This window comes from Streptomyces sp. NPDC037054 (assembly GCF_055606745.1).
The window spans coordinates 105,986-132,767 of sequence record NZ_JBVJSJ010000016.1 but is presented as its reverse complement, the minus strand read 5'-3'; the positions used below and the strand labels follow the sequence as shown (position 1 = coordinate 132,767).

Annotated in this window: 22 protein-coding genes; 15 read left to right on the top strand and 7 right to left on the bottom strand. The window is 67.1% G+C overall.

Annotated features, from left to right (window positions below; translation table 11 throughout):
* Positions 1–35: 35 nt before the first annotated feature.
* Positions 36–1,070 (top strand): Gfo/Idh/MocA family protein, encoded by a 1,035-nt coding sequence (locus tag ACZ7D7_RS30835; protein ID WP_470828590.1) that lies wholly within the window; start codon positions 36–38, stop codon positions 1,068–1,070.
* Here the strand turns inward: ACZ7D7_RS30835 and ACZ7D7_RS30830 are convergent.
* A complete protein-coding gene (locus ACZ7D7_RS30830; RefSeq protein ID WP_470828589.1) occupies positions 1,057–2,697 on the bottom strand; it encodes an alkaline phosphatase D family protein in 1,641 nt (546 codons plus the stop codon). The two genes, ACZ7D7_RS30835 and ACZ7D7_RS30830, sit on opposite strands and share 14 nt — an antisense overlap.
* A 132-nt stretch (positions 2,698–2,829) precedes the next feature.
* On the opposite strand from ACZ7D7_RS30830, the gene ACZ7D7_RS30825 reads away from it, so the two are divergent.
* Positions 2,830–3,609 (top strand): SDR family oxidoreductase, encoded by a 780-nt coding sequence (locus ACZ7D7_RS30825; protein ID WP_470828587.1) that lies wholly within the window; start codon positions 2,830–2,832, stop codon positions 3,607–3,609.
* A gap of 310 nt (positions 3,610–3,919) precedes the next feature.
* Here ACZ7D7_RS30825 and ACZ7D7_RS30820 read toward each other — a convergent pair whose 3' ends face one another.
* Positions 3,920–4,246 (bottom strand): nuclear transport factor 2 family protein, encoded by a 327-nt coding sequence (locus tag ACZ7D7_RS30820; RefSeq protein ID WP_470828585.1) that lies wholly within the window; start codon positions 4,244–4,246, stop codon positions 3,920–3,922.
* 161 nt (positions 4,247–4,407) lie between these two features.
* On the opposite strand from ACZ7D7_RS30820, the gene ACZ7D7_RS30815 reads away from it, so the two are divergent.
* Complete coding sequence (locus ACZ7D7_RS30815) at positions 4,408–4,953, top strand: DoxX family protein (protein ID WP_470828584.1); 546 nt, start codon at positions 4,408–4,410, stop codon at positions 4,951–4,953.
* A gap of 178 nt (positions 4,954–5,131) precedes the next feature.
* Positions 5,132–6,181: an LLM class flavin-dependent oxidoreductase gene (locus ACZ7D7_RS30810; protein ID WP_470828583.1), complete on the top strand. Its 1,050-nt coding sequence runs from the start codon at positions 5,132–5,134 to the stop codon at positions 6,179–6,181.
* A gap of 7 nt (positions 6,182–6,188) precedes the next feature.
* Here the strand turns inward: ACZ7D7_RS30810 and ACZ7D7_RS30805 are convergent, their stop codons facing one another.
* Both ACZ7D7_RS30805 and ACZ7D7_RS30800 read right to left on the bottom strand, forming a co-directional pair.
* The gene (locus ACZ7D7_RS30805; RefSeq protein WP_470828582.1) at positions 6,189–6,392 is read right to left on the bottom strand and encodes a DUF397 domain-containing protein; all 204 of its coding nucleotides are present in this window, start codon (positions 6,390–6,392) and stop codon (positions 6,189–6,191) included.
* Positions 6,389–7,189 carry a helix-turn-helix domain-containing protein gene (locus ACZ7D7_RS30800; RefSeq protein ID WP_470828631.1) on the bottom strand — a complete coding sequence of 267 codons (801 nt, stop codon included), beginning with the start codon at positions 7,187–7,189 and terminating at the stop codon, positions 6,389–6,391. The genes ACZ7D7_RS30805 and ACZ7D7_RS30800 overlap by 4 nt, the downstream gene beginning before the upstream one ends.
* 175 nt (positions 7,190–7,364) lie before the next feature.
* On the opposite strand from ACZ7D7_RS30800, the gene ACZ7D7_RS30795 reads away from it, so the two are divergent.
* Together ACZ7D7_RS30795 and ACZ7D7_RS30790 are read left to right on the top strand one after the other, a co-directional pair.
* Positions 7,365–7,811 (top strand): ATP-binding protein, encoded by a 447-nt coding sequence (locus tag ACZ7D7_RS30795; protein ID WP_470828581.1) that lies wholly within the window; start codon positions 7,365–7,367, stop codon positions 7,809–7,811.
* Positions 7,812–8,418: 607 nt separating this feature from the next.
* Positions 8,419–8,880: a hypothetical protein gene (locus tag ACZ7D7_RS30790; protein WP_470828580.1), complete on the top strand. Its 462-nt coding sequence runs from the start codon at positions 8,419–8,421 to the stop codon at positions 8,878–8,880.
* A gap of 290 nt (positions 8,881–9,170) precedes the next feature.
* Here the strand turns inward: ACZ7D7_RS30790 and ACZ7D7_RS30785 are convergent, their stop codons facing one another.
* Together ACZ7D7_RS30785 and ACZ7D7_RS30780 are read right to left on the bottom strand one after the other, a co-directional pair.
* Positions 9,171–10,565, bottom strand: a complete 1,395-nt coding sequence (locus tag ACZ7D7_RS30785) for a phospholipase D-like domain-containing protein (RefSeq protein ID WP_470828579.1) — start codon at positions 10,563–10,565, stop codon at positions 9,171–9,173.
* Entirely contained in the window at positions 10,549–13,986 is a 3,438-nt protein-coding gene (locus ACZ7D7_RS30780) for an AAA domain-containing protein (RefSeq protein ID WP_470828630.1), read from the bottom strand. The genes ACZ7D7_RS30785 and ACZ7D7_RS30780 overlap by 17 nt, the downstream gene beginning before the upstream one ends.
* A 388-nt stretch (positions 13,987–14,374) precedes the next feature.
* Between ACZ7D7_RS30780 and ACZ7D7_RS30775 the strand changes: the two genes are divergently transcribed.
* Both ACZ7D7_RS30775 and ACZ7D7_RS30770 read left to right on the top strand, forming a co-directional pair.
* Entirely contained in the window at positions 14,375–16,378 is a 2,004-nt protein-coding gene (locus ACZ7D7_RS30775; protein ID WP_470828577.1) for an ATP-dependent nuclease, read from the top strand.
* Between the two features lie 14 nt (positions 16,379–16,392).
* Positions 16,393–18,000, top strand: coding sequence for a UvrD-helicase domain-containing protein (locus ACZ7D7_RS30770; RefSeq protein WP_470828576.1), 1,608 nt, complete (start codon positions 16,393–16,395; stop codon positions 17,998–18,000).
* A gap of 1,035 nt (positions 18,001–19,035) precedes the next feature.
* On the opposite strand, the gene ACZ7D7_RS30765 is transcribed toward ACZ7D7_RS30770, so the two are convergent.
* Positions 19,036–19,356 (bottom strand): hypothetical protein, encoded by a 321-nt coding sequence (locus ACZ7D7_RS30765; protein ID WP_470828574.1) that lies wholly within the window; start codon positions 19,354–19,356, stop codon positions 19,036–19,038.
* Between ACZ7D7_RS30765 and ACZ7D7_RS30760 the strand changes: the two genes are divergently transcribed.
* The 7 genes from ACZ7D7_RS30760 (at position 19,327) to ACZ7D7_RS30730 (ending at position 26,432) form a co-directional block, all read left to right on the top strand.
* Positions 19,327–20,538, top strand: a complete 1,212-nt coding sequence (locus ACZ7D7_RS30760) for a helix-turn-helix domain-containing protein (protein ID WP_470828573.1) — start codon at positions 19,327–19,329, stop codon at positions 20,536–20,538. The two genes, ACZ7D7_RS30765 and ACZ7D7_RS30760, sit on opposite strands and share 30 nt — an antisense overlap.
* On the top strand, positions 20,535–21,101 hold the full coding sequence (locus ACZ7D7_RS30755; RefSeq protein WP_470828572.1) for a helix-turn-helix domain-containing protein: 567 nt from the start codon (positions 20,535–20,537) through the stop codon (positions 21,099–21,101). The genes ACZ7D7_RS30760 and ACZ7D7_RS30755 overlap by 4 nt, the downstream gene beginning before the upstream one ends.
* A 241-nt stretch (positions 21,102–21,342) precedes the next feature.
* The gene (locus ACZ7D7_RS30750; protein ID WP_014676526.1) at positions 21,343–22,059 is read left to right on the top strand and encodes a ParA family protein; all 717 of its coding nucleotides are present in this window, start codon (positions 21,343–21,345) and stop codon (positions 22,057–22,059) included.
* Positions 22,056–22,826 carry a hypothetical protein gene (locus ACZ7D7_RS30745; RefSeq protein WP_470828571.1) on the top strand — a complete coding sequence of 257 codons (771 nt, stop codon included), beginning with the start codon at positions 22,056–22,058 and terminating at the stop codon, positions 22,824–22,826. The genes ACZ7D7_RS30750 and ACZ7D7_RS30745 overlap by 4 nt, the downstream gene beginning before the upstream one ends.
* A 121-nt stretch (positions 22,827–22,947) precedes the next feature.
* A complete protein-coding gene (locus ACZ7D7_RS30740) occupies positions 22,948–23,259 on the top strand; it encodes a hypothetical protein (RefSeq protein WP_470828569.1) in 312 nt (103 codons plus the stop codon).
* Positions 23,260–24,061: 802 nt separating this feature from the next.
* Positions 24,062–25,219 carry a DNA-processing protein DprA gene (locus tag ACZ7D7_RS30735; RefSeq protein WP_366837047.1) on the top strand — a complete coding sequence of 386 codons (1,158 nt, stop codon included), beginning with the start codon at positions 24,062–24,064 and terminating at the stop codon, positions 25,217–25,219.
* Positions 25,209–26,432, top strand: coding sequence for a hypothetical protein (locus ACZ7D7_RS30730; protein WP_470828568.1), 1,224 nt, complete (start codon positions 25,209–25,211; stop codon positions 26,430–26,432). The genes ACZ7D7_RS30735 and ACZ7D7_RS30730 overlap by 11 nt, the downstream gene beginning before the upstream one ends.
* Positions 26,433–26,782: the final 350 nt, after the last annotated feature.

The following is a 26,782-nucleotide window of genomic DNA, read 5'->3' as shown; positions in this document are numbered from 1 at the left end:
TGGCGAGGGTCACACGACCGAGGGTGGGGACCGCAATGACGGAACGCAGCGTGCGCTGGGGGATTCTGGCGACCGGCGGGATCGCGGCGTCGTTCACGGCGGATCTGGTGGATCTGCCGGACGCGGAGGTCGTGGCGGTGGCCTCGCGCACCCAGGAGGCGGCGCGGGCGTTCGCGGACCGGTTCGGCATCGCGCGGGCGTACGGCGACTGGGAGTCGCTGGCGCGGGACGAGGACGTCGACGTGGTGTACGTGGCGACGCCGCACTCCGCGCACCGGGCCGCCGCCGGGCTGTGTCTGGAGGCCGGGCGGAACGTGCTGTGCGAGAAGGCGTTCACGCTGAACGCGCGCGAGGCGGAGGAACTGGTCGCGCTGGCGCGGGCGCGCGGCGGTTTCCTGATGGAAGCCATGTGGATGTACTGCAATCCGCTGGTGCGGCGGCTCAAGGCGCTGGTGGACGACGGGGCGGTCGGCGAAGTGCGCACCGTCCAGGCCGACTTCGGGCTCGCGGGGCCGTTCCCCCCGTCGCACCGGCTGCGCGACCCGGCGCAGGGCGGCGGCGCGCTCCTCGACCTGGGCGTGTACCCGGTGTCGTTCGCGCACCTGCTGCTCGGTGAGCCGTCGGACGTCACGGCGCGCGCGGTGCTCTCGGACGAGGGCGTCGACCTGCAGACGGGCGCGCTGCTGTCGTGGGAGAGCGGCGCGCTGGCCTCGGCGCACTGCTCGATCGTGGGCGGTACGGCGACGTCGGCGTCCGTGACCGGCTCGGCGGGCCGGATCGACGTGCCGGGCGGGTTCTTCTTCCCGGACCGGTTCGTGCTGCACCGGGACGGCCGTGACCCCGAGGAGTTCACGGCCGACCCGGCGGACGGTCCGCGGACCAGCCTCAGGCACGAGGCCCGCGAGGTGATGCGGGCGCTGCGCGCCGGTGAGACGGAGTCGCCGCTGGTGCCGCTCGACGGCACGCTCGCCGTGATGCGGACGCTGGACGCGATCCGGGACCGGGTCGGGGTCCGCTACCCGGGCGAGGCGCCCGAGGCGGACCCGACGGCGGAACTCATGCCGGCTTGAGGCCGGGCTCGCCCGCTTCGGTGACGAAGGACGCGGCCGTGGTGACCGGCGCCCCCGGCGTGGACACGTACGGCACGGTCTTGAAGTCGGCGCGCGCCCGCTGCTGTCCGAGCGTGACGTTCACGTAGCCGCGGCGCCCGTTGTAGAACTTCAGGTGCGGGTTGGCGGTCAGGTACGTCTCCCAGTTCGCGGGCCGCTCGGCGCCGTCCTTGCCGCTGGAGATCGAGGTGGCGACGATCTCGGTGCCGCGGGTGCGGGAGGCCGGGTCGTCGAAGTCGTCCTTGATGTCGAAGGCGTAGCCGACGTGCACGTCGCCGGTGAGGACCATGAGGTTGTCGACGCCGGCGGCCTCGGCGCCGTCGAGGACGCGGCGGCGGGAGGCGCGGTAGCCGTCCCAGGCGTCCATGGAGACGCGGGAGGGCTCGGTGAGATCGAACTTCCGCTGGGAGAAGACGACCTGCTGCGGCACGACGTTCCACAGCGCCCGCGAGGAGCGCCAGCCGTCGAGCAGCCAGCGTTCCTGCGTCTCGCCGGTCATGGTGCGCGCCGGGTCGTCGACCTCCGGGCCCGGCACCTTGGAGCCGTCGCCCTGCGCCTGGTTGGTGCGGTACTGGCGGGTGTCGAGGACGTCGAACTGGGCGAGGGTGCCCCAGTGCAGGCGGCGGTAGAGCTGCATGTCGGGGCCGGTGGGCAACTGCGGGCGGCGCAGCGGCTGGTGCTCCCAGTAGGCGCGGTGGGCGGAGGCGCGGCGCAGCAGGAACTCCTCCGGCGGGACGCTGTTCTCGGGGGTGTCGCCGGCGTAGTTGTTCTCGGTCTCGTGGTCGTCCCAGGTGACGACGAAGGGGTGCGCGGCGTGCGCGGCCCGCAGGTCGGGGTCGGTCTTGTAGAGGGCGTAGCGCAGCCGGTAGTCCTCCAGGGTCACCGTCTCGCGGTTGAAGAGGGCCGGCAGGGTGCGGTCGGTGTAGGCGCGGGTGCCGCCGGCGGAGTTGACGGCGTACTCGTAGAGGTAGTCGCCGAGGTGGAAGACCACGTCGACGTCGTCGGCGGCGAGATGGGCGTACGGCGTGAAGTAGCCGTCGTGGTAGGCCTGGCAGGAGACGGCGGCGAGGGTGAGCGAGTCGACGCCGCTGCCGGGCCGCGGGGCGGTGCGGGTGCGGCCGGTCTCGCTGACCCAGTCGCCGACGCGGAAGCGGTAGTGGAAGACGCGGTCGGCGTCGAGGTGGCCGACCTCGACGTGCACGGTGTGCTGGAACTCGGGGTGGGCGGTGGCGGTGCCGCGTCTCGCTATGCGGCGGAACCGCTCGTCGTGCGCCAACTCCCAGTGCACGGTGACGCGTTCGGCAGGCAGTCCGCCGTCGGGCTGGTACGGGGCCGGGGCGAGCCGGGTCCACAGCAGCACGGAGCCGGGCAGCGGGTCGCCGGAGGCGACGCCGAGGGTGAACGGGTCGTCGGTGATCCGCCGGGCGTCGAGTTCCGCGGCGCTCGCCGCGCCGGCGGCGGGCAGGTTGACCGCGAAGGCGAGCGCGGCGGCGGCGCCGGTGGCGGTCAGGAAGCGGCGGCGGCCGATGTGCCGGGCGGCGGCGCGCAGTTCGGGGGCGTGCTGTGAGTGACGGGCGTCGGATGTCATCCGGTCCTCCCCTGTCGTTGGATGCAGGGGGCATTGGACTGACCGGGGGCGACGCCTGGCTAGCGTGTACACAACAGGAGCGTGTCGGCTGGGTGAGATCCGGACGCCGGGCCTCCCGTACGCTGCGGGCCCATGAATGCCATGCAGACGGACGAAACGCCGCGTATCGCGGTGGTGACCGGGGCGGGTTCCGGCATCGGCCGCGCGGTCGCCGTGGAACTCCTGCGCGCGGGCTGGTCGGTGACGCTGGCCGGCCGCCGGACCGGGACGCTGGAGGAGACGGCCCGGCTCGCGCCGGGGAACGCCGAGGCGCGGGCGCTGCCCGTGCGGACGGACGTGTCACACCCGACGGAGGTGACCGCGCTGTTCGCGGCGACCGTGGAGCGCTTCGGCCGGGTGGACCTGCTGTTCAACAACGCGGGCACGTTCGGCCCGGGCGGCGTGCCGGTGGAGGAACTGCCCTACGACGCCTGGCGGCACGTGGTGGACACCAACCTCCACGGGGCGTTCCTGTGCGCGCAGGCCGCGTACCGGCAGATGAAGGAGCAGGACCCGCAGGGCGGCCGGATCATCAACAACGGCTCGATCTCGGCGCACACGCCGCGCCCGCACTCGGTGGCGTACACGGCGACGAAGCACGCTCTCACGGGCCTGACCAAGTCGCTGTCGCTGGACGGGCGGCCGTACCGGATCGCGGTCGGTCAGATCGACATCGGGAACGCGGCGACGGACATGACGGCCCGTATGGAGACGGGAGCGTTGCAGGCCAACGGGGAGATCGCGCCCGAGCCGGTGATGGACGTGGCCGATGTGGCGCGCACGGTGCGGCACATGGCGGAGCTGCCGCTGGAGGCGAACGTGCAGTTCGCGACGGTGCTGGCGACGGCGATGCCGTACGTGGGCCGTGGCTGACCCGACCGGCCCTTCCCTATCAACACAAACGGAATTTGACCATCCGCACCATTGCGGCCGGTCAAGGCCTTATGCTCAACTCGTCTCCATCAGAACTTCACAGTTGACGCACTGACTTCCGTCGGTGGGCCCGATGTCGGGGCCCCGTGCCGACGGACTCCCGGACCATCCCGAGGGGGGAGGGGCAGTCGTTCCACGCACCGGATGGGGGTGGACTCCGCGAGGGACCGCGGGGTGCGCACCGGTGGGTGGAACGACTGCCGTACCACCGCCTGCGGTACCACCGCCGCTCGCGGCGGCGCCGGGGGCGTCAGGCCTGCCCCGTCTCGAAGCGGGAGATGCGGCCGTCGTCGTCGACGGTGAAGGTCCACCGGGTGCGCATCTCGCCCCAGGTGTCGTTGCGGTAGCGGGCGACGAGCGACCGGCCGCCGCGGGACTCGTTGTCCACCTCCATGTGGCCGTGCGAGGAGAAGATCTCCCGGTCGATCCAGTCGGCGAGGTCCCGGTCGGAACCGTCGTCGGACATGGTGGCGCCCGGCGCGAGGAGCGTCATGAAGCCCTCGCGGTCGTGGGAGTTGACCGCGTTGACGAAGGCGCGGACCGCGGGGTCGCTCAGCTTGGCTGTCTGAATGGTCATGTGGGCAGCGTCACACCGCCTTGGGGCCCCCGCCACCCGAACGGCGGTCCGGACGGGCCGGTCGAGTGGTGCAGGTGCGACGGTGGAACGGCGCGCGGGCGGCAGCGCCCGCGCATGCACCCCTTCTCGCACCCACCCCGCAAGGCGACCCGGGAGACACCGTGACCTGTTACGACCGAGGCGATCTGGGCCTGCTGCTGCTCCGGCTGGGCGCCGGTGCCACGCTCGCGGCGCACGGCGCGCAGAAGCTGTTCGGCTGGTTCGGCGGCGGCGGCATCGAGGGCACCGGCCAGTTCATGGAGTCCGTCGGGTACGCCCCGGGCACGGCCAGCGCGACCGCCGCCGGGGTCGCGGAACTGGGCGGCGGCACCCTGCTGGCGCTGGGCCTGGCCACGCCCGCGGCCGGCGCGGCAGCGGCGGGCGCGATGGCGGGCGCCGCCGCGGTGCACGCCCCCAACGGCTTCTTCAACCAGAGTGGCGGCTACGAGTACGCCGCCACCCTCGGCCTGACGGCGGCCGGCCTCGCCGTCACGGGCCCCGGCCGGATCTCCCTGGACCACGCGCTGGGCCACGCCGTCAACCGGAACTGGATGATCCCGGCCGCGTTCGCGGTGACGGGCGCGGCGACGGCCCTGGTGGTGGGGGCGCGCGTACGGCGGCTGCGGCGGGAGCGGGAGGGCGAGCAGGAGCCGTTGTTCGAGGAGTAGGGCGCGGGGTGTTCGCGCGCCGTCCGGCAGGATCCGAGACCGTCCCCTCGGACACACCAAAATCTGGACGCGCCAACTCCCGCCAATCACTGGACAGTTGACCGCACGGGCTCACATGCTCGGGGATGGCAGAGCACGACACGACAGCACGCCATTGCCCCGACGGAAGGTGGCGCCCGTGAAGTTCAGCTACGCCATGCTCCCCGACTACCCCCTGGCCGAGTCCCTGGAATCCGTCCGGCTGGCCGACGAACTCGGCTTCCACGCCTGCTACGCCGCCGACGAGACCTGGCACAAGGACCTGTGGCTGCTGTTCGCGGCGGCCGCCGGGCAGACCAGCCGCATCCGCCTCGGCCCGAGCGTCTCCCCCGTGACCCTGCGCGAGCCGACGCTGATCGCGCAGGCCCTCGCGACGCTCGACGAACTCTCCGGCGGCCGCGCCGAAGGCGTCCTGTCCAGCGGCAACTTCGGCCTGCTCGCCCAGTACCGCATCGACTGGGCCCGCACCAGACCGCTGTCCCGCGTGAAGGAAGCACTGCACGTGATGCGCACGTTCCTCGACGAGGGCACCATCACGTACGACGGCGAATTCTTCTCGTACGACGGCCTGTTCACGTTCGCCCGGCCGGTCCAGACGCGGCTGCCGCTGAAGCTCGGCGCGATGCGCGGGCCGAAGTCCTTCGAGGCGGCGGGCGAGTTGTCGGACGGCTGCCACCACGCCCTGAGCTACACCCGCGAGGCCTACGACTACGCCGTGCGCCACATCCGGGCGGGCGCCGAACGCGCCGGCAAGGACTGGCGGACGCTCGACATCGGGGCCTGGGTGGTCTTCGCCACGGGCCCGGACTCGGCGGTCGCCAAGGAGGCGGCGCGCAGCATGGTCGGCATCTACGCGTCCTCCATGCCGGAGGAGCAACTGCGCCGCAACGGCGTGGACCCGGCCGACCTGAAGCCGGTGGTCGAGGCGATCGCGGCCGGCGACCTGGCCCGCGGCATCGAACTGACCTCCCCGGAGATCGCCGAACGCCTGTCGGTGGCGGGGACGCCGGAGGAGTGCGCGGAGAAGATCCGCCGCGACATCGCACCCAGCGGCGTGAACCACATGATCTGCGCGATCACGGACCGCGCCCTGGTCCGCGCCTTCACGGGGCGTGACCTGGCGGGGGCGGCGGACGTGAACACACAGTTGCGGTTGATCGCGGAGCGGGTGATGCCGGGGTTCGCCTGAGCGGCGGCTACGCGGCGTTGCCCCCGGCGGCGTACCGAACGAACGCGGCCCACTCCGAGGCGGGGAAGGCGAGTTGAGCACGAGCGGGCGCTTTGGAGTCACGGACGTGCACGGTGCCGGGCACGGGGGCGACTTCCAGGCATTCGCCGCCCTCGTTGCCGCTGTAGCTGCTCTTGAACCAAGCGAGACGCGCAGGTTCCGCAGTACTCATCGCTCTCCCAGCAAGTTCTCGATCATGGCCAAGGACTCCCGCATAGTAAGCGCCTGAGCCCGGATGCTGCCGTACCGTGCGGCCAGGATACGGACTTCCTCCGCGTCTGTAATCAGTCGGCTACTGCTCTGCGCCTCGGTGTATCCCACCTGCGCCTTCCCTTTCGGAGTGAGCAGGACGAACGGACCTCCCATGCCCGCGTGCTCGTTGCGGTCCGTCGGCATCACCTGAAGCTCCACGTTGCGCAGCCGCCCGAGCTTGAGCAACTGTTGCAACTGCTCCCGATGCACCTCCCACCCTCCCAACGGCCGCCGCAGCACTGTCTCCTCGATGACAGTCGTCACCATTGGTGACGGCCAGCGTGTGAGGATCTCCTGCCGATCCATCCGAGAGGCCACTCGCTGCTCGATGGTCTCCTCGTCCAGCAACGGCTTGCGCATCTCGTACAGCGCCCGGGTCCGCCGCTCGGTCTGCAGCAGGCCAGGTACGTCATGGTTGTTGTAGAAGTTGATCTCAACGGCATCCCGTTCCAATCGCGCGTAGTCCCGGAACCAAGCCGGATGCCGCACCCTGGCCCGCGCCTTGGCCTTCTCCACGTCCTCGATCGTGGCCTTCAACACGCCACCCGCGCCCAGCACTTCATCAGCGGCCGCCAGGAACTCGGCCTGGGGCGTACGCCGTCCCCGTTCCAGCGAGGAGATCAGGTCCTCGCTGTACCCGAGCCGGTCCCCCAGCTCCCGCTGCGTCCACCCGGCCCGCTCCCGAAGCACCTTGACCTGCTTGCCGACCGCCCGCATCAGGTCACTGCTCAGCTCACCCTCGTCGTACGACTCCGCCGTCTCCGACACCGTCACCCCGTCTCTCAGGTCACGGCCGACACCCCGCACAGGACACCGTCCGTACCGGTACACGCACCCTCCGTACCGGAGGATCCCCTGGTCAGGGTAGTGCGAGCCGACCACGCTCGGTGACATGAAGTCAGAAATCTCCACCCCTCGGGCCGCAGCTGTCCGCTTCACCCAACTCCTCAGCGCCACGCCCCGGGGCGCCCGCCTGGCCCGCCTGCTGACCGTGCGGCAACTCGCCGAATGGGGACTGCCACCCACGTCCACGGCAACCGAGTCCGCCGCCGTGATCGTCGCCGAACTGGCCGCCAACGCCGTCACCCACGGCCGTATGACAGGCCGTTGCTTCCGGCTCGCGCTGACGATCGAGCCGCGGCCCGCGGCCACGCTCCGTATCGAGGTCGCCGACCCGCGAGGCGAACGCCCCCTCCAGCGCCGTACGTCTGCGACCCCCGACCCCACCGCGGAATCCGGCCGCGGCCTGCTCCTGGTCGACGCACTCTCCACCCACTGGGGCACCGCCCCGTACCCACCTTCCGGCAAGACGGTCTGGGCGTGCCTCCCGCTCTCGTGACAGCGCATACGAGGCGGACAGCGCACAGGTGCATACCCAACGACGCCCGTACGCTCACTGTGACGCGGACGGTGCTCCCTCACAAAGGGCCAAGGTATTCAGCAATCAACTGGCCGTATTCAGTCAGCAGTGGAACCACCTCTGCTCATGGAGATACGCCAGGACCTCACCACGGCCGGCAACTACATCGAGATGACGTCCCGGGACGAACCCGCTCTGCTCGGTCTCGCCACCCTGGCAATCCGAGGACGCGCCAAACGCGGCAACCAGGGCGTGTGCCGCACTGTGCAAGTTCTTCCCAGTCAGAGCCGACTCCGTTCCGTTGCGCGATGTTCCTCATGAAGCAGAACATCGTGTCTCCTGCTAGTGATCAGCCGTACTTCGTGACGAGACATCGCCGTCCTAACGGGCCACAAAGGGCGCGCAGTTTACCGCCGAACGGCAGCCCTTAGGACAGATATTGCTAGGACGAAGGACGTGTGCGCGGGCTGAGCGAGGCTGAGCAACGAAGAGCCAGGCAACAGAAGGCAGGAAGCCAGCGGTCACACCCGCGCCCTGCCCCAGGCATCCGAATCCGGCCCGTCTATGACAGGGACCAGACGCGCGTTTGCTGGACTTCACGGGTTCCGACCCGGTCATAGGTCTGGGTGAGACGGGCACGGACGCGATCGAGGCCCGCTCGAAGACGAAGGAGCTCCGCAGGTTCGCCGATGCCCTTGAGGCCCTCGCGGACACGATGGATGCCTCCACCAATGGCGAGCCACCAAATGGTTCGGACACATTCTCCTGCCCCGGTGGCGTCTCATTCTGTACGGGAGACCCGGCGGACCACGAGGACCCAAACGAGCACTTTCACCACGGCCCGTTCACCGCCATGGGCGCCCACCGCCCGTACGTTGGACGGCACAGGGACGGCATCATGGCGTTCCACCTGTCCCAGATCAACGACGAAGCGCCCGGACTGGACTTCGTGGCCGACGGCGACTGGCTGACGCTCAGCCTCGGCGAGGTAGACGAAATCGGCAAATACGGCGCTGAAGTTGGAGAGCGTCTGGGACGGCGTAGTTGATTTGGCCGCGAGCGGTGTGGCGGCCGTTGGTTCCACGCAGATCACGGCTTCAACACGGCGACATCGTCGCCCTTGCCCTCGACGCATTCCTGCAAGCCAAGGACTACCCGCCGGACCTCAACCTCCCAAGGCCGAGGAACGGTGATCGTTCGCCGGCCTCCTGCGTGCATTCTGGATGAGGTCACTGCTGGCGTTCCTGCGGCCTTCGCGGGCGGCCTCACCTGGTCCAGCCGCCCCGGCTCAAGGGGCGGGAAGCCGACTAAGAGGCAGGCGGGGTTCCGCGGTGCGGCCTATCGGCGGTTGTCGTCGATAAGTCCGAGGTAGCGGGTGTAGTAGGCGTCAGATTTCTTTCGGTTCCGGATCAGGGTGCCTTCCTCCACTCGGTAGGTGCGGTCTGGATCGCCCTTGAAGGACAGCCAGTTGAAGGAGGTGGTCACCCAGGCGTCGTCGAAGAAGAGGATCTTGGCGTGGTTGCTCTTGAGGCGTGCCACGTGCAGCTTCTCGGTATATCGAGCAGCGAGGTTGTTGAGCCGTCTGATGGCATTCGGGTCGGTCCTGTTCTCACTGTCGTCGTAGCCGTAGGCAATGTCGACCTTCACGCCCCGCTGCAGTCGTCGTTCCAGCCTGCCGATGAACGCCGTGGTGACGATCGCGCCGGTGATCCACGGCGAGATGATCAGGATGCGTTTCCGGGCGCTGGTAAGGGCTTCATCGAGGAGTTCGGGGTGCTCGAAGACTCCGATTGCGCGGATCTCCTCTGCCTGCGGCTCAAGGGCCTTCGGCTCTGAGGGAAGGGGTGCCGGGGAGTTGAGTTGGACGGCTGCCTGCTCCGCGCGTTTCTGGGTGACCTCCTGCAGGGGGATCCGGGCCTTTTCGAGGTCAGGTTCCAGCGGGGGGCGCTCAGACTCGCGCTCTACGTTGATGCCGAGCCCCTTGGCGCCGCCGAGGCCGATCAGTTCGATCTCGTGGCGGTCGCTCAGTTCGCCGTCGATGACGACACCGAGTTCAATGTCAACGCGTTCGGCGTCTGCGTAGACGAGGAGCTTGACCGGCAGGACGTGACGGGTCCGGGTCTGGACGATGCTTTTGACCTGCAGGACTTCGCGGGTGGCGGTGCCGTTCTCCTGAAGGAGGGTGGTGATCTCCTCGGCTGTCACTTCTCCGTCCTCGACGGGACCAGACCGCGCGGTGGGCAGCATGATCATTCCGGCTTCGGTGGCCACGTCCCGGGCGATGGTACTGCGGCGGCTGTAGGGGGAGGCCCGCCACAGCATCTGGTCGAAGACGAGGGACTGGCTGACCCGTACCGGGACGATAGCGGCCGCCTTCGTCGCGGTGAAGCGGCCCTTCTCGGTCAGGCGCAGCCGCGGAATGGGCGCTGTGCCGGGCACGGGAGCAGTCCAGCGCAGGTCGTCGGAGCCGAAGAGGACCGCCACGGTCTGGTTGACCATGGCGACGTCCAGGCCGAGGAACCCGGCGATGGATTCCGGTGTCTGCACCCCTTGGTCGACGAGCCGCAGGACGTACTCCTCCAGCAGGGGGATGTCTTTGCTGTCCTGAGCGAGGACCTCGGCGGTGATGCGGGCGACGGGCAAGGCCGCGTCGACGATGTCGACGAGGTCAAACCCGGTGCGGGCATTTCCGAAGCGGACGGCCAGCAGGCTGTCCTCACTGAACGTTGGCATCGCGGATCTCGCAGTCTTCCGGGTGGCTGCTCATGTAGTGGAGGACGTTGCGCAGGGCGCCGGGTTTGCTGCGGCAGAAGCCGGCGTCCCCGACGATGATCAGCCCGAAACGAGCGCGGGAGAGGGCGACGTTGATGCGCCGCCAGTAGGGCTGCCCCAGGAATCCGAACCGGCCGTCGGAGTTGCTGCGTGTCACGCAGAAGACGGCGAGGTCGCACTCGCGGCCCTGCACGGCATCGACGGAGAGCACCTCGGGTGTGAAGTGCCTGAGTTTCTTCTTGGCCAGCTGCTTCTTGAGCGTCTCGACCTGACGGCCGTAGGGCGCGATGACCAAAACCTCGAGAGGCTTGTCACCGGGCGGCTGGATGGCCCCCTTCCCGATCGCGTAGTCGATGACCTCCAGACGTTTCTGCGCGATCTGCGCCTCGAGTCGGTTGGAGACACTGGTCTCGGTGCCGGACCGCTCTGTCTCACGCCGCCCCGGATGAAAGCTGGTGTCCATCCAAAGCACAGGGCGGTTGAGGCCTCTGTACCCCTCCAGCTCGTGCGGGTTGGGAGAGATCAGCTCGTCGTCGTAGAAGCAGCTACTGATCATGTTGCCGATGGCGGGCGTCATCCGGTACTGCTCGCGCAGCAGGTGCTTGACCGGCGGTTGGGTATTGTCCGCCAGGTGCTGGAACAGCGTCGTCTGCACGATCTCCGGGGTCAGCTGGTGGTCTTCCATGGCCTTGGTGTTGCGCAGCAGGTCCTCGTCGATCGGCGGGAGCTGCCTGGTGTCCCCGACCAGCACCCACCGTTTCGCACGGGCCAGCGGGACCAGTGCCTCGGTGGCGGTCGCTTTCGACGCCTCGTCGAAGATGCACAGGTCGAAGTCCAGGGCACGGGCCGCTGGATGCCCCAAGAAGCCCAGGGCTGTGCCGCCTACCACGTTCCGGGTCCGCAGGAAACTGGCGATCAGGTGCGGGTCACTGCCGGCCCGCTTGAGCCATTCGCCCTGCAGACGCAGCAATCGCATGAGGTCCTGTCCCGGGCCTGCTGCCGGAAACAAGGCCTCGACGGCGTCCCGGCACTCCCGCGCGGTCATGGCCTCGCGCAGGGTGAGGTCACCGTCTAGGGCGCTCTGGATCTCGGCGACGAGGGACGCACGCTGTTCGAGGAGTGTCTCCCGACGGGCACTCGCTGTGACCGCTTCCTCTCCCAGTTCCCGCGCGGAGGTGGTGCGGTCGGGTAGAGGCTGAGCGGTCAGTTCCGCGAGCCGGGCCTCGACGTGCGCAAGGTCGGTGGCGACGGCGGCCGCCTCCTCGAGCAGGAGTGCCGCCTTCAGGTGCCGTGCCTCCAGCTTCTTCCGGGTCGCGACCGCTTCCAGGTGCCTCTCCGCCCGGGCTCGAACGCTCTGCGTCCACCTCTTGACCTGCCGGTCCAGCAGCAGCGCCTGCGCAGCGGGATCGATGCGAGGATCGTCGGGGCGACCCAAGCGCACCAGGCCGTCGATACCCGCCTCCTCCAGACGGTGCAACGCGTTGTCGATGGCGATGTGAGTCTGACTGACGATGAGGATTCGTGCGTCCGGCTTGCGGTTGAGTGTCTGCTCGACAATCTCCGCGATCACCGTGGTCTTACCAGTGCCAGGCGGGCCCTCGACCAGCACAAGATCCTGCGTCCCCAACGCTCGCACAACGACATCCCGTTTGCTCTGGTCAAGGTCGGCACGGGCCCAGGAGGTGACCTCGACCGGAGGCAGGACCGGCATCCCCTGCGGACTCTCAATGATCTTGCCCAGAAGGGGGTTGCTGCTCTGCTGGGCGGCGACCGCGGACAGCGCGTCCCGCTGCCGGCTGATGGCGCTCTGGCTGGGGCCGAGATAGGGCAGCAGGTATCCGCGACGTGGCAGCGCCGTCTTGGCACGAGTCATACGGAGCTGGACAGTGTCCTCGGTCCGACCGGTGACGACACCCCGGTCGATAGGCCGGCTGTAGGGGTACTCCACGACCGACCACTCGTCGCCGATCTCCACCACCGTCTCGGTGGCGCCCAGGTGGAAGGACCGCGTGTACGAGGTGCCGTCCGTCCTGTCGTAGGCGACGGGCTGCCGCCCGTTCGCCGCGATCTCCTCGCGCGCTTCCAGGACGTGCCGCCATCCGTCGAAGAGATCCCCGAGATTCTGCCGCCGGTCCTCGCTGTTTTTCTCCTCGCGGGCCTCCACATGTGTGTTGAGGCCCGCCAGCAACACGTTCAGCCCGCGGTTGGCCGGGTCCTCGCCGGGATCGTAGAAGGTCCAGCTCAGAATCGCATCAAGCTTGAGCGCAGACTCCCGGCGCCTCGCCAGCCACTCCTCCGGCCGCTCTTCCGCGGACACGATGACGCACCGGTCGGAGTTGTTGTCGTCGCCGACCATGCGCAGGAACAGCTTCCGACCGAAGACCCGCACCGTCTCGGTGTCGACCTCTTTCGTCGCCGGGCTCCAACCGTAGTCGACGTGCACGGTGCCCGAGATATCGGACATGACCTCCGACTTGGCCTGCGACATGACCTGGTCGAGGCTCAGCTCTTTCCCCTCGGGCACGGTGACGAGCTTCTCTGCGGCGCTCTTGGTCATCTTCAGCCACACCGAATTACGCTGCCGCGCGTCACGATTGCCGCACCGTCGCTCCGCCTCCAGCAACTGGTGTTCCAGCACGATGGCGTTGGCCGGCCTCTTCTGCGGTTCGAGGTCGATGCAGGACTTCAGAATCGCGCGGACATCGGTGTCCATCTCCAGCTCGTCCAGCGCGGAGAGCAGTCCGGGGTAATCGCGGGCCTTGCTGTTTGACAGAACCTGGATGGCCAGGGCAGCGTACGCATAGACATCCCTGACCCAGCCGACGCTGCTCTTCTCCAGCGGCTTGTACAAGCTGGAACCGTAGTCGGCGACCGTGTGATCCGTCGCAGGTGCGGCCGCAGTCTCCACGACCTTGGCGATGCCGAAGTCGGCGAGTTTGACCACACCGTCATTGGTCAGGAGGACATTTCCGGGCTTGATGTCCCGGTGCTCCACCCGGTGTTCGTGAGCGTAGGCGAGAGCAGATACCAACGGCCGCCCGATGCGGACGAAGTAGGCTGGCCAGTCCAGCGGCCGGCCCCCGTTCATCTCATCCTTCAGGCTCCTGTCTACCCACTCCAGGACAATGAAGTACTGCTCCAGTCCCTCGTCCCAGCCCGAGTCCAACATCCGCACGATGTTCGGATGGCTCAGGGCCCGCAACGACGCGGTCTCACGGTCGAGGAAGATCCGCGTGCTCTCCTCGTCGTCACGCCGCTTGAGCAGTTTCACCGCCGCGTACGCGCCCTCGGGGCTCAGGACATCCACTGCCTTGCGCACCTCAGCCATGCCACCCTGGCGCTTCTCCGCCTGCGGCAGCAGATGAAACCGCCCGTTGATCATGCCAGCCACATGCGGCTCCTTACCCATCAACTGCCCTTTAACTGCATGTCCTTGGCCATCCTTTCAGTAGATATCACCTCCCGTTCGGCTTCGCCTCCAAACGGCAAGGAAACGAACCATCAGGGATGAGACGACACCACCCAGCTGCCATGGCGTCCGGCACGTCACAGCGAGTGTCATGCACGGACACCCCGTACCGCTGACTGCGCACCAGTTGTCCCACCCAGACGTCGGAACCGGGTCTAAAGGGCGACAACCTGAGGCGCCATCGACCACTTTGAGCCAAGGGAACACCTCTGTCCCTTCAGTGTCAGATACTGATTTGACTCACGGCGGTCGCACGGGTGCGTCTACCCGTGAGCGGGGTTGGAACGATGTCGGGAGTGCGATGCAGCTGACCCATGCCAACGTGATCAATTTCCGCGCCTTGGACAAGGCGGACGTGCGGATCGATCACCAGACCACGCTCATCGTGGGACGCAACAACAGCGGTAAGACATCGTTCGTCAACCTCTTTGAGAAGTTCTTCGGCGACGACGACACCCGCTTCGTGCTGGAGGACTTCTCCACCTGCCGGATCCCCGGCATCGAGCAGGCACTTCAGATCTTCGGTGAAGCACAGAGTCATGCGGCCGAAGGCGATCAGGAGACGCGGGAAGGCCTGCTGACCAAGGCGTACGAGCTCGTGCCGTCCATCCGGCTGGGACTCACGATCGAGTACGCCGAGGACGACGACCTCGCTCCGCTCACGGACGTGATCCTGGACCTCGACGACTCCTGTTTCACGGTCAAGATCGAAGCGGCGCTGGAGGCAGTAAGGCCGCACGACCTGCTCAAGGAGTTCTGGACGGCGAGTCAGAGGCCGAAGTTCGAGCCCATCAAGTGGCTGCGCAAGAACTTCACGGACTACTTCGCCCCCGTCTTCCGAGCAGTGAGCCCGCTCGACGAGAAGGTGACAAAGGAGATCAAGCGCAGTGCCGCGCAGGCGATCGTCTCAGTCAAGTTCGTCTACGCGCAGACCAAGGTCGACGACACCCCAGGAGACAAAGCCCGCACGCTGTCCAAGACGTTCGAGACCTACTACAAGGTGAAGAGCGGGCCTGAGGGGCGTCATCAGAGCATCGAGCAGATCGAGGACGCCCTGGCCGCAGCGTCGCTGGAGCTCGACACCAGCTACAAATCGCTGTTCGACCCGGTCTTCGAAGACCTCCGTAGCTTCGGGGTTGGGACGATCACACCCGTCGAGAAGCCCCGCATCGTGTCTCTCATGGAGGGCTCAGGCATCCTCAGGGGCAGCACTCGGCTCCAGTATTCGTCTGGAGACGGCGACTACCACCTTCCTGAGAGCCACAATGGGCTCGGCTACAGCAAGTTGATCTTCACGATCCTGCAGGTCATCAGCTTTCACCAGGCGTACGAGCGTGCTGCCCCGAAGCCGGCACTCCAGGTGCTGTTCATCGAGGAGCCCGAGGCCCACCTGCATCCCCAGATGCAGGAGGTCTTCATCAAGAACATTCAGGACTTCATCAAGCGCAAGGCCCCGTGGAAGGTGCAGGTGGTCATCACCACGCACTCTTCGCACATCGTCGCCAGCGGCGGGTTTCACTCAGTGCGGTACTTCGACCGCTCCGAGCCGGACGGCAAGGTCAAGGACCTTTCCACCTTCCAGGCGAAGGTCAAGGCCACTCCTCAGGGTGACGAGACGCTGCGGTTCCTGCGCCAGTACATGGTCCTGCACCGTTGCGACATGTTCTTCGCCGACAAGGTGATCCTCATCGAGGGCACCGCGGAGCGACTGCTGCTGCCGGAGATGGTCCGTCGGTGCGCCGAAGGCCTCCTGCACCAGTACGTGTCGGTCATCGAGGTCGGTGACGCCTACGCGGTCCGATTCCGGGAACTGCTCGACTTCCTCAACGTGAAGACCTTGGTCATCACCGACATCGACTCCGTCAGCCCCACAGATCAGAAGGCCTGCCCGCCGAGCACCGCGCAGGCGGTCACCTCGAACTCCACGTTGAAGAACTGGCTTCCGGGTCATTCCAGCATCGCGAAGCTCCTCGACGTCGGCGCGAACGAGAAGGAGCACGGTCACGTGCGCGTGGCGTACCAGGTTCCGGAGAAGCAGGCAGGCGTCTGTGCGCGCAGCTTCGAGGACGCCTTCATCATCGCCAACGCAGCAATCCTCGCCCGAGACCTGCGGCACCTGGAGCTGAAGAGAGCCTTCGTTCAGGAAGTCGGGGCCGACCCTGCCCCTGAAGACATCGAAGGCCACGCGTTCGCCATCGCCAAACGGCTCTCCAAGCACAAGACCGACTTCGCGTTCGACGTCATGCTCCTGGAGGACTGGGCCGTCCCCCGCTACATCGCCGAAGGACTCCAGTGGCTCGCCTGAGCACCCTCGAAGCCGTGGTCGAAGAGCTGGACGCCCGGCGCAGCTTCCTCGTGGAAGCAGGAGCAGGCGCCGGCAAGACGACCGATCTCGTCCGCGCCCTTCAGTACCTCCTCAGCCACCGGCGTACGGAACTTGAGGCGCACGGCCGACTGATCGCCTGCATCACATACACGAACGTCGCCAAGAAGAAGATCCTCGAACGCATCTCGGCGGACCCGCTCGTCGCCGTCGGCACCATCCACGAGTTTCTCTGGAGCGTCATCCAGGCCTACCCGCGTGAGCTCTGGCAGCAGATCCTCGACTACAACGAGAACCTGTCAAAGCCAGAAGACCTCACTGACGTGGCCGCTCCCTCAGTGATCGAGTACTCCGACCGCGGGCGGAAGCTGAGCGAGGGTCGCATATCCCACGACGATGTCATCGCTCTGTCCCTGCGGCTCGTCGCTACCCACCCCAAACTCATACGCATCATCACCAGCAAATATCCGGTCATCTTCGTCGACGAGTACCAGGACACCTCGCCGAAGACGATCGACCTGCTGCTGAACCACCTGGCAGGAGTAGGCAAGGAACTCTGTGTGATCGGCCTCTTCGGCGACTCAATGCAGAAGATCTACCGATCCGGCGTGGGGGCAGTCCGGCACGACAAGCTCACGCCCATCACCAAAATCGAGAACTACCGATGTTCGCGCCCTGTGGTCGACGTTCTCAACAAGATGCGGCCCGAACTCCGCCAGCAGGCCTCCGGGAAGCAGCAGGAGGGCGAGGTACACCTCTTCCTCAGCACCGACGTGCCGCCCGGCCCGCGACGGCTGGATACCGCTCAAGCCATCCTCGCGAGCAAGGGCTGGTCACTTGAGAACGCGAAGTACCTCTTGCTGACTCATCGTGGCATCGCGGGCACCCTCGAATACGCCAACCTGCTGGAACAGTACCGGCAGCTCGGCGGCCACGGCCCCGATGACCTCATGGCGCGCAACGAGCCCTACATTCAGTACCTGACGCAGATCGAAGCCCTGTGCGCGGCCTACCAGGCCAGGGACTTCGTGGAACTGACAGACCTGCTGGGCCAGGGAAAGAGACGCATCACCCGGCACACCGACAAGAGGATCATCAGCGAAGCAATTCGCGAGCTCGACACGGTGCGCGCGACCGGGACCATCGGCGATGTGCTGGACCTCATGGCCGACAGCCCTCTCTTGGCCATGCCCGGACGAGTGAAAGACCGCGAGCGCCGCAGAACCGCAGTCGACCTCGACGAGCGACACAAGCGGCAAGCGGACTTCTCCAACAACATCCGTGCTGTCTCCTACCGGGAAGTCATCAGCGTCACCCAGTTCATCGATGAACTCACGCCTTTCTCAACCCAACACGGCGTCAAAGGTGACGAGTTCGAGAATGTCGTCGTAGTGATCGACGACTCTGTCTGGACCATGTACAACATCGGCAAGATGCTTGCCGGCACCGACAAACCTGAGCGCACCGAGCGCTCACGCAACCTCTTCTACGTCTGCTGCTCACGAGCCCGCCGCGGCCTGGCCGTGGTCTTCATCAACGACCTCCCAGACGGAGCGGAGGCAACAGCTCGCGACTGGTTCGCTTCGGGCACCGTCCATCCGTGAAGCCTGCCCCAAACACCATCGGTCGTGGCGAATGAGGCACCTATGCGGTGGGGCGCGCCATGCGGCGTTACGCACATTGCGCCAAGTGGTCTCGTTGTGGATCGCCGCAGTCCAGCCGGAGGCCCCTTGTCATCGCGCCAGTCCACACGGTGCCGAGTCGACCAGGTGTTCTCGAGTCCGGCCCTAACAGCGGGCACCGCGTTGCAATGCAAATGACCTGAACTCGCCACTCGTACTCAGATTGCGAAGCGACTTGACCTGCAGCTCAAAGAAACCTGACCGCCCACCAGAATGAGTGTGCCGATATCGCCGGTAAGGCTCAGACCGCACGGCCCACTCCACCGGAGACACGGCGGACAATACTTCGAGCCCACCCGAGGCTTCCCGCCCTGCCGCCTACGGCCTTCCGGCTACGCCTCCCACTAACCGATCGCCCGATATGCCCTGTATTACGCCCACCCGCTGATCAGACCGGACGGACGATACTCAGGACCAAAATTCGACCCGGATTCGACCCGGACGCTTTGTTCAGCGAGAAAACATGGCCTCTGACCTGCGAAAATAAAGAGCGGCAGACGAGTCGGGCTGTACGCCGGGTTCTCCAGCAGCCCCCTCCTGACCTGCGGCTTTGTGGGTCGAACCGGCTGTGACCTGCTAGGACGGGTTGCAGAGGCGATCGGAGGCAGTCAGAGGAAATCGCTCTGATTCGACCCCGGATCGACCCGGGTCGCTCAGAGGCAGCCAGAGGCAACCCCTCTGCTCCAGCCGCCTGAGCGGCCCGGGAGTCCGGAACCGGACAGGCCGACGACTCCGACTCCTTCACGGTCTCCCCGGTCGAGCCGCGATGGGGATGCCTGCCTCCACCGGAGCCAGGCACACGAAAGCCTCCAGGACGGCCATCCTGGAGGCTCTTCGCTGGGCACCGATTGGAGGTCGGTTCCGGACACCACCCGTGGTTTTAGCGGGCCCCGGTGGCGTCCATGTCTTTCGCGAGACGACCCCAGAATGCCATACGCCGTACCCCGTTCGCAGCACTCACAGAAGGCTGCGCCTCCAGGAAAACCCCATCCAGAGGCAGTCAGAGGCGGCCACACCAAGCCCCTGGGACTGGCCCACCTCCCTCAGGCCGCCGCCGACCTGGTCCTCCTCGGAGACCTCACTGGTCGCTACGCCGCCGGCTGCTACAGCAAGCTCGGCCGTGACGGAGAGGTCGTACGCCGCGGTGACCGCCAGGGCGTGTCCGAGCACGGGCACCGTGTCACCGCCGCCATCGCCTGCCACGTCGCACGTTGTGGAGGAACTCTCGATCAGCTCACACAACTCCTCATGCACCCGGACCACGAGGGCGGTAGGCATCCGCAGTACATAGCGCAGCGCTCGGGCCAGGCTCGCGCCCTGTCGTACATCCGTCGAGTCTGGGACAGCGCCTGCGCCGCGGTCAGTAGCACGACACGGGTCGAGTCACGCGAGCAGTCCTACGAGGACCTCGCGGCCCTGCGGGCCCGCATCGAGACCACCCCATGGCGCGGCGAGCGAGGCAGGACCGCGCTGCGTGTGCTTCGTGCCCACCTGAACTTCGCGGAGATCGCCGGAGGCCGCCTGCACGCGGCCAGCGAACGTCAGACAGCGGAAGAGGCAGGAGTATCGCGGCAGACCCTGCGGAAGGCCTACGAAAGCGTTCTCGTGCCTGCAGGATGGCTGCGCCGGCTGAAGGTCGGACGGGGCAGGGAAGGCTCAACCTGGTACCTCGGCGACGGGCCTGGTGCTGCCATTCAGTCACCCGAGTCTCGATCTCGTACCACTCAGTTCCCCCCCGACCCGGAACTTGAGGAGTGGAACACCCCTGAGACGGGATCGCGTGCAGACGTCGATTCCACCGTCATCGGCAGCCTCATGGGGCACGACGCCTTCACGCACCAGGCTCTGGGCAGCTCCGCTCTCATGGTGATCGGTGCTCTGCATGCACGTCCCCACCAGACCGCCAGCGAACTCGTCGCCACAGCGTCCGTCTCGCGGGCAACCGCCTACCGAACCCTGAACCGGCTCTTGAGCCATGGCTTGGTCCACCAGACCGGCGAAACCTGGTCCTTGGCCCCCAGGGCCCTGGAAGGCTTCGGTAACAGCCACCCGGACGCTGTTACCGACCTCCAAGTGACGCCTGCACACGGTTGGGACCGGATCGCCGACCAGTACGGAACGACAGGGACCTCAGCCAGCCGCAAGGCTCTCCATGCTGCTGAAAGGGCGGCGTACCGCAAGGCGCTGGAGGGCCTGGCGGAGCATCGGACCAAGGCGCTGGTGATGGTCCGTGATGGCCGTTCGGTGCTGGTTCCTGCCGTTCGACCAGACGAGATCTCCGCTGAGTGGCACGGGCCGCACGGAGCCGTGACCAACCCGGCCACAGGAGTGGCGGACCCGGAGTGGCGGATCGCCACGGACGGCCGCTTGATCCTCATTACTCCGCGCGACGAGCGCTCATATGACGAGCTTGCCGCCGCCTACACGAACGCACTCAGAGAATGGGAGTCCGCCGCATGACGGATCAGCGCCCAGTACAGGGCGACCATCAACCGCCCACCACTCCCGCGGCTTTGCGGAAGTGCTACGAGGCCGGATCCACGGTTCAGGAACTCGTGGAAATCAGTGGCCTCTCGTACGGCACGGTCATCAACCGGCTCCGCAGCGCCGGGACGGTGATGCGTACTTCGTGGGAGACGCGCCGCATGCGTGAAGCTCCGGCGCGCCGCCGCTTGGCAACTCACCTGCGCCGACTGTACGAGCAGCATGGCGCCACTCTGGCGGAACTGGCTGTCGCTGGGGCCAAGACGAAGCGGGCCGCCCGTCAGCTTCTGATCGAGGCTGGCGGCAAACCGCGCACGGCACAGGAGACGCTGCGCATCCGTTCCGCTGCGCAGGCCGCTGAGCGGCAGAAGCTGATGGCGGCGCTTCGGACGAAGTACGAAAACGGAGCTGCGGTGTCGGTTCTCGCTGCGGAGCACAACCTTTCCACCGCAACGGTCTACCGGCTCCTGCGCCAGGCCAGGACGCGGATGCGGCCCCACGGTTCTGCTGGACAGCGTCAGCGCAGGACCGTCCCGTGAACAGCGTGACGCGGAGGCACGAGCGCCTCGCTCAGCGCGGTGGGCGAAAGCAGAACTCACGCGGATCGCTGCATCCGGCTCGTCCTCCCCCAAAGGACCGGCGATCACGTCGACTTCCGGGCGCCTGCCCGTGACGGCAGGCACCCGGAGGGGCCCCTCGTCAGGCAGTTGCTCCACACAAATCCTTGTGCCGCTGCCTGACGAAAAACCTCAACTTCGCATTCTAGGAGTACAAGCAAACGTGAACGAGCTCACTCGCCAGAAGACGCTGGCAGCAGCAAAGACCAGCACCTGGGACGCCTTTGTGGTCGTCGTCGGAATGCTCAAGGGCGGCGCCGGCAAGACCACATCGGCCTGGTTCATCGCCCTCTACTACGCCGTGGTCCTTGGGCTGCGCACGCTGCTCCTGGACGCCGACGCCATCAGCCAGTCCGCCTACGACTGGTTCAAGGTCGCCCAGGCCGAGGGCTTCGAGATCCCGGAGAACCTGGTGGTCGAGCGGTACCCGTTCGATGACATCGCCGAGTACATCCAGGCCAAGCGCGCCGAGTTCGGCGCGATCGTGGTGGACGCCGGCGGCGGCAGCGCCCGGATCTTCCACGAGGCTGTTACCGAGGCGGACCGGCTGATCGTGCCGGTCGCCCCCACCAAGATCGAGCGCCGCAAGCTCGTGGCCACGTTCGACGAGGCCGAGCGCGCCGCCGCACGCAACGAGCGTGACGTCACCGCCCACGTGGTGCTGGTCAAGGCGGACGACCGCACCAGCCTGCCCCGTAGGGCCAAGGAGAGTCTGCTGAATCCCCCGAAGGGTGAGGGGCTCGGCGAGGACCGTGACGGGCCGTTCCCCCTTGCGGAAACCGTGATCCATTCCTGGGTGCACTACATGGAGGCCTTCGGCGAAGTGCCGACCGAGCTGAGCGAGTACGCCGAGCTGATGAAGGAGCTGGACGCAGCGTGACCGAGAACAACGACAAGCTGAAGCCCCCGGCTCGGCGTACCCGTCCGAAGGGTCACGTGCTCGGCGGCGCCAAGAAGACGGCAGCCGCGCCTCCGCCGCCGGCCGAGCTGACCCGTGAGCACCTGGATGCCGAGCAGGCCCACCCCGCCGACACCGTTCTCGCGCCGCCTTCCACGGCGGACAGTGGCCTCTCGCCGCGGCCGACTGCCGCCCCTGTCGAGTCGCCCGCGACAACGCAGGAAGCGTCCGCGACGCAGGCTCCAGAGCAGGTGGGGATCGCCGCACAGGTGGATGGAGGCGCCGGCCACACGTCGGGCGCGCCCCCTGTGGCCTCTCCTGCTGAGGCGCCGTCCGAGGCACCTGAAACCTCTCCTCAGCCTGTTCCGGGCGCTCCCTCTGGACCCGCGCACGGCTCCTCCGAAGTGGCCGTGCGGGCGGCTGCGTCGGCAGCACAAGGAACGTCATTCCCTATCAGGGCTGGGGCAGCAGCTCCCCAGTACGAGAGCGAGGCTGCTTCAGGGTCAGCATCGAATGAGGGTGCGCCGTGGACGCAGGGAGCGGGCCGCCCGAAGGACATCCCGGAGGCTGCCGCGGTCCTCAATCAGCGCCACATCACGCGCGAAAGCCTCGACGCATCGGTTCCCGCAGCGCTGAAGCTCAAGAAACGGATCAAACGCTTCGCGCTCGACAACGATCTCGACCACCTGCCGATCGGTGACATCGTCTGCGTGGCAGTGGACGAGTGGTTGAGCCGCCGCGGGTTCTGACGAACCGCTCGTCGATCGGGGCGACCCGCCAGTACGAAGGCTGGTCGCCCCTCCGGCGACTATTCCACTAGTCCACTAGGCGGCTAGCTAGCCGCCTAGTCGCCTCCACGGGAGCCACTCCGTGCACAACCTCGCTACCTATGCCGGCCAGCTGCGTGCGGTTGCCGACGCGCTTGAAGCGCAGTCCGAGTCACAAGGTGATCCTCTTGCTCCCCACCCGGACACCCTGAAGGTCATCAACAGTCGGCACACCAAGCGCGGGCAACTGAACTACGCCGTTCCTGATGTCCTTGAGCTCCAACGGCGCGTCCGCCGCTGCAATGCCGACACCGAGATACCCCACGGCGACATCGTTGCCCTGGCCCTCGACGCATGGCTCCGGGCCAAGGGCTACCCGCCTGACCCCAAGCAACTCGGCAACAACACGCCATGACGGAACACACCGGTCAACTCCCGCTGCCGGACATCGACGAAAGGCGACAGACCGCGCCAGCCAGAGGAGAACAGCTGTCCCTCCTGGGTCACCCGACACCGATCCGACTACCGGCAGATCTCTGGTTGAGCTGGCTGACTGACGAGACCATCGTCGCCCGCTTCAAGGCCAAGTGCTACGTCCGCTCAGCGGGTCAATGCTGGCCATGGCTGGGCGCCGTCAGCTCAACCGGCCATGGATCATTCCGCGCCGCCAGCCTGCCGGGGCCGTCCCGCAGAGGCACGGTCCCAGCTCACCTCTTCGCCTACCAGTTGGCCAACGGCGTGGTCACTCGGACGGGATGGTCCTCCGCTGAGGATCCCGTCATCTGCCACACCTGCGACTTCCACGGCTGCACGAATCCCGCCCATCTGCGGCTGGGGACAGCCGCAGAGAACCGAGCCGAGTGGTCGCGACGGCGGCACAATCCCCATGGACCACTCGCAGACGTACGGGGGGCTGCTGGCCGAACACGGGCCATCGCTTCGGCGATCCTGGCGGGCCTCAAAGCCGGCGAATCGCAAGATCGCATCGAAGAGAGAATCCGTGCCGCGGAGGAAGCGGGAATCCCGCTGACCCTGTGGTGACGTCTCCATTCCTCGGGACACGTCCAGGCAGCCGGCCCGGCCTCGAAGTCCAACGCGGCCGGGCGTCTACCCCTTCGAGAAGAGGATCTCGGTGCCGGGCTGGACTGCCCGCGGCACGCGCGCCGGAAGCTGGCCTTGACCGCCCGTTGCGCCGGCACGCCGGATAGGGTGCTGGGGTGGATCAGCGCGGCACCGAGAACGGTCGTGGGCTTCCCGCTCCGGGTGGGCAGCCCACACTGTGGCAGGCCCACGATGACCTGCCAGCCACCGATATGCCTTTTGCCGTTGCTCTGCTTGCCCTCGGTTCCGCTCGTGGCCTAGGAACCAAGGGGCTGCATGCGCTGGTGCGTGAACACCGGGAGCAACTCGGTCGGGTCTGGGAGCTTCCCGGTGGCCGCTTGGCCGCCGAACTCGCCCGCGCAAGAGTTCCCGCCGCCCGCAGGATCGCAGAGGAGATCGACGTCAGCCGCTCAGAACTGCTGGCGGCAGCCAGGGCGAAGGCCGACGAACTCGCTCGGCGCAGCGTCCGGATCATTGGTCCGTCCGCTTTGCCTGCCCGGCTTGCCGAGCTCCCCGGCGGGCCCTTGTGGCTGTTCGTTGAGGGCGACTCCCGCGCCCTGTACGAGGGACCGCACGTCGCGGTTGTCGGTACCCGGGAGGTCACACCCGATGGCGTGCGTGCCACCGAGGCCGCTGTGCGCACCATGGCCGCCTACCCGATCACCCTGGTGTCCGGTCTCGCCAATGGCGTCGACGCGGTCGCGCATCAGGCCGCTCTGCGGGACGGAGTACGCAACGTGGCCTTTCTCGGCCATGGCATCGACGTGGTCTTCCCGGCCGAGACGGCTGACATCCGTACCCGCATCGTGCGCTCGGGCGGTGCGGTTGTCAGCGAGTACCTACCCCAAGAGCATTACCGCAAGGCACAGTTCGTCCAGCGCAATCGCCTTCAGGCAGGTCTGGCAGACATCGTCGTGGCCACCGAAGGCAAACGCACGGGTGGCACAGCCCATACCGTGCGCTTCGCGGCCACCTACCGGCGCCCGATCATAGGCTTCACCTGGCCCGGCGCGGGCGATCTTACCGACCTGATCGGCAACGAGCCCACCGGCCGGCTGATCGCCCCCTTCACTGCGGCCGGACGGCGCACCCTGGACACCCTGCTGCGCAGCGCGGCCGATTCCTATGGCCACACCACCTTCGGCCTGAGTCTGGTCGAACGCCAACTGAGCCGTGAGGTGGAGCTGCGCGCCCTGCACCCGGAAGACCTACAACGGCTACGGCAGCGCCTGGACGACCTGCTGGGCCAGGAAGATGGTGGTCATGCCCGCTAAGGCAGTCATCTTCGACTACAAAACCCTCATCCTCAGGCTCGGTACATCCGCGGCTGCCGACGCTGCCGCGCTGCTGCACAGCCTGGCCGCCCAGGGACTGCAGTGGTGCATCTTCTCCACCGAACCGCTCTCACCAGCCCAGAAAGAGCAGATACAGCAACTCGGCTACCCCACCCCTAGCCTGGTTGTCGACCAGTCTCACATAGCGGACGGCAAACGGCGCGGCTCACCTGCCTGGATCGATGCCGTCACCACCGCCCTGCACCTAAAGCGGCACGAACTGCTGTACATCGGCTGCACCGCCATGGACTGGCGCACCGCCATCAACTCCGGCGTCATGTATCAGCACGCCGCTTGGGCAGCCTCGATGCCCGCCGGCACCACCTCTCTCGTCGCCCGGGCCCCCGGTGACGTGGACAGATTCCTGAAGATGTTCCTCTGCGGGGATCCGAGCTGGTCACACCGTACCGATCAGGGCAACTGGTCACTGCGCTCGCTGCTGCCCGCCTCCGCGAGGCTGCCTTCGACCTCGCCGGGCCCCACCTTCAAACTTCAGGACGTCTTCACCTACAACAAGAAGGTGCAGATCGGCGACGCGGACGCACGCAGCATCCTCATGCTGTACGTCCTGGCCAACGCCTACCTGGAAGACCTGATCCCCGCCAATCCCTACTTCTGCATCTACCCCAGCAGCACCAGCGGCCAGGTCAGCGAGCGGCTGCAGACCTATCTCGACAAGGCAGCCGCTCTTTTTCACGGCTACTACCGCGAGGACCTCCTCATCCGCGCCGCCGACGCCCCGGACACCAGCCTGGAGCGCTGGAAGGCCAGCCAGGGCAAGTCCGCCCAGGACATCTCCATCGCCACGCAGGCCCAGACCGTGCACCTGGGCCCCAAGTACCGCGGCAAGCTCGCCACGAAGACCGTCGTCGTCCTCGACGACTTCACCACTCACGGCATGTCCCTGGAATGGGCCCGCCTGCTGCTGTCCGCGGCCGGGACGCGGCGGATCGTCATGCTCACCGTCGGCAAATACGGCAGCCGCCACACCCGCTACGACCTCAAAGACCCCAGCGCCCTCGACCCCTTCCGACTCAACGCTCTCACCCCCGAAAACTTCACCACCACAGTGGTAACTCCCGTTTACGACCCTCAGGCTCAAGACCGCCTCTACCAGCGCCTCGCCGCCGCCCTGGACGCCTCCGGCACCTGACGACGACGTCTGCGGCAAGTGCGCACGGCCTGCAGCCAGTAGCGGCGCATCGGCCTGTGCCGTTCCCCCTGCCCGCAAGCGGGGAGCCTCAGGGCTGAGCGTGCATCGACGACCTCGCCGGTCCACGGCAACAGATTCGGTAAACACCTGTAGAGGGCCCATCCAGGCGACTACCCTCGACCCTGCTCGGTGACCACCCAGCATGGAGCTATTGGTCTAGCCGCCATGCGCACCGTGGCGAGGTCACCTTGACGCGACCTGCTCCCATGGTGATATTCACGTGCGTAGATGGCTGATACTGTCCGTACGCGCTTAGAGCGACCGAAACCTGAGAAGAGAGGAGGGCGGGC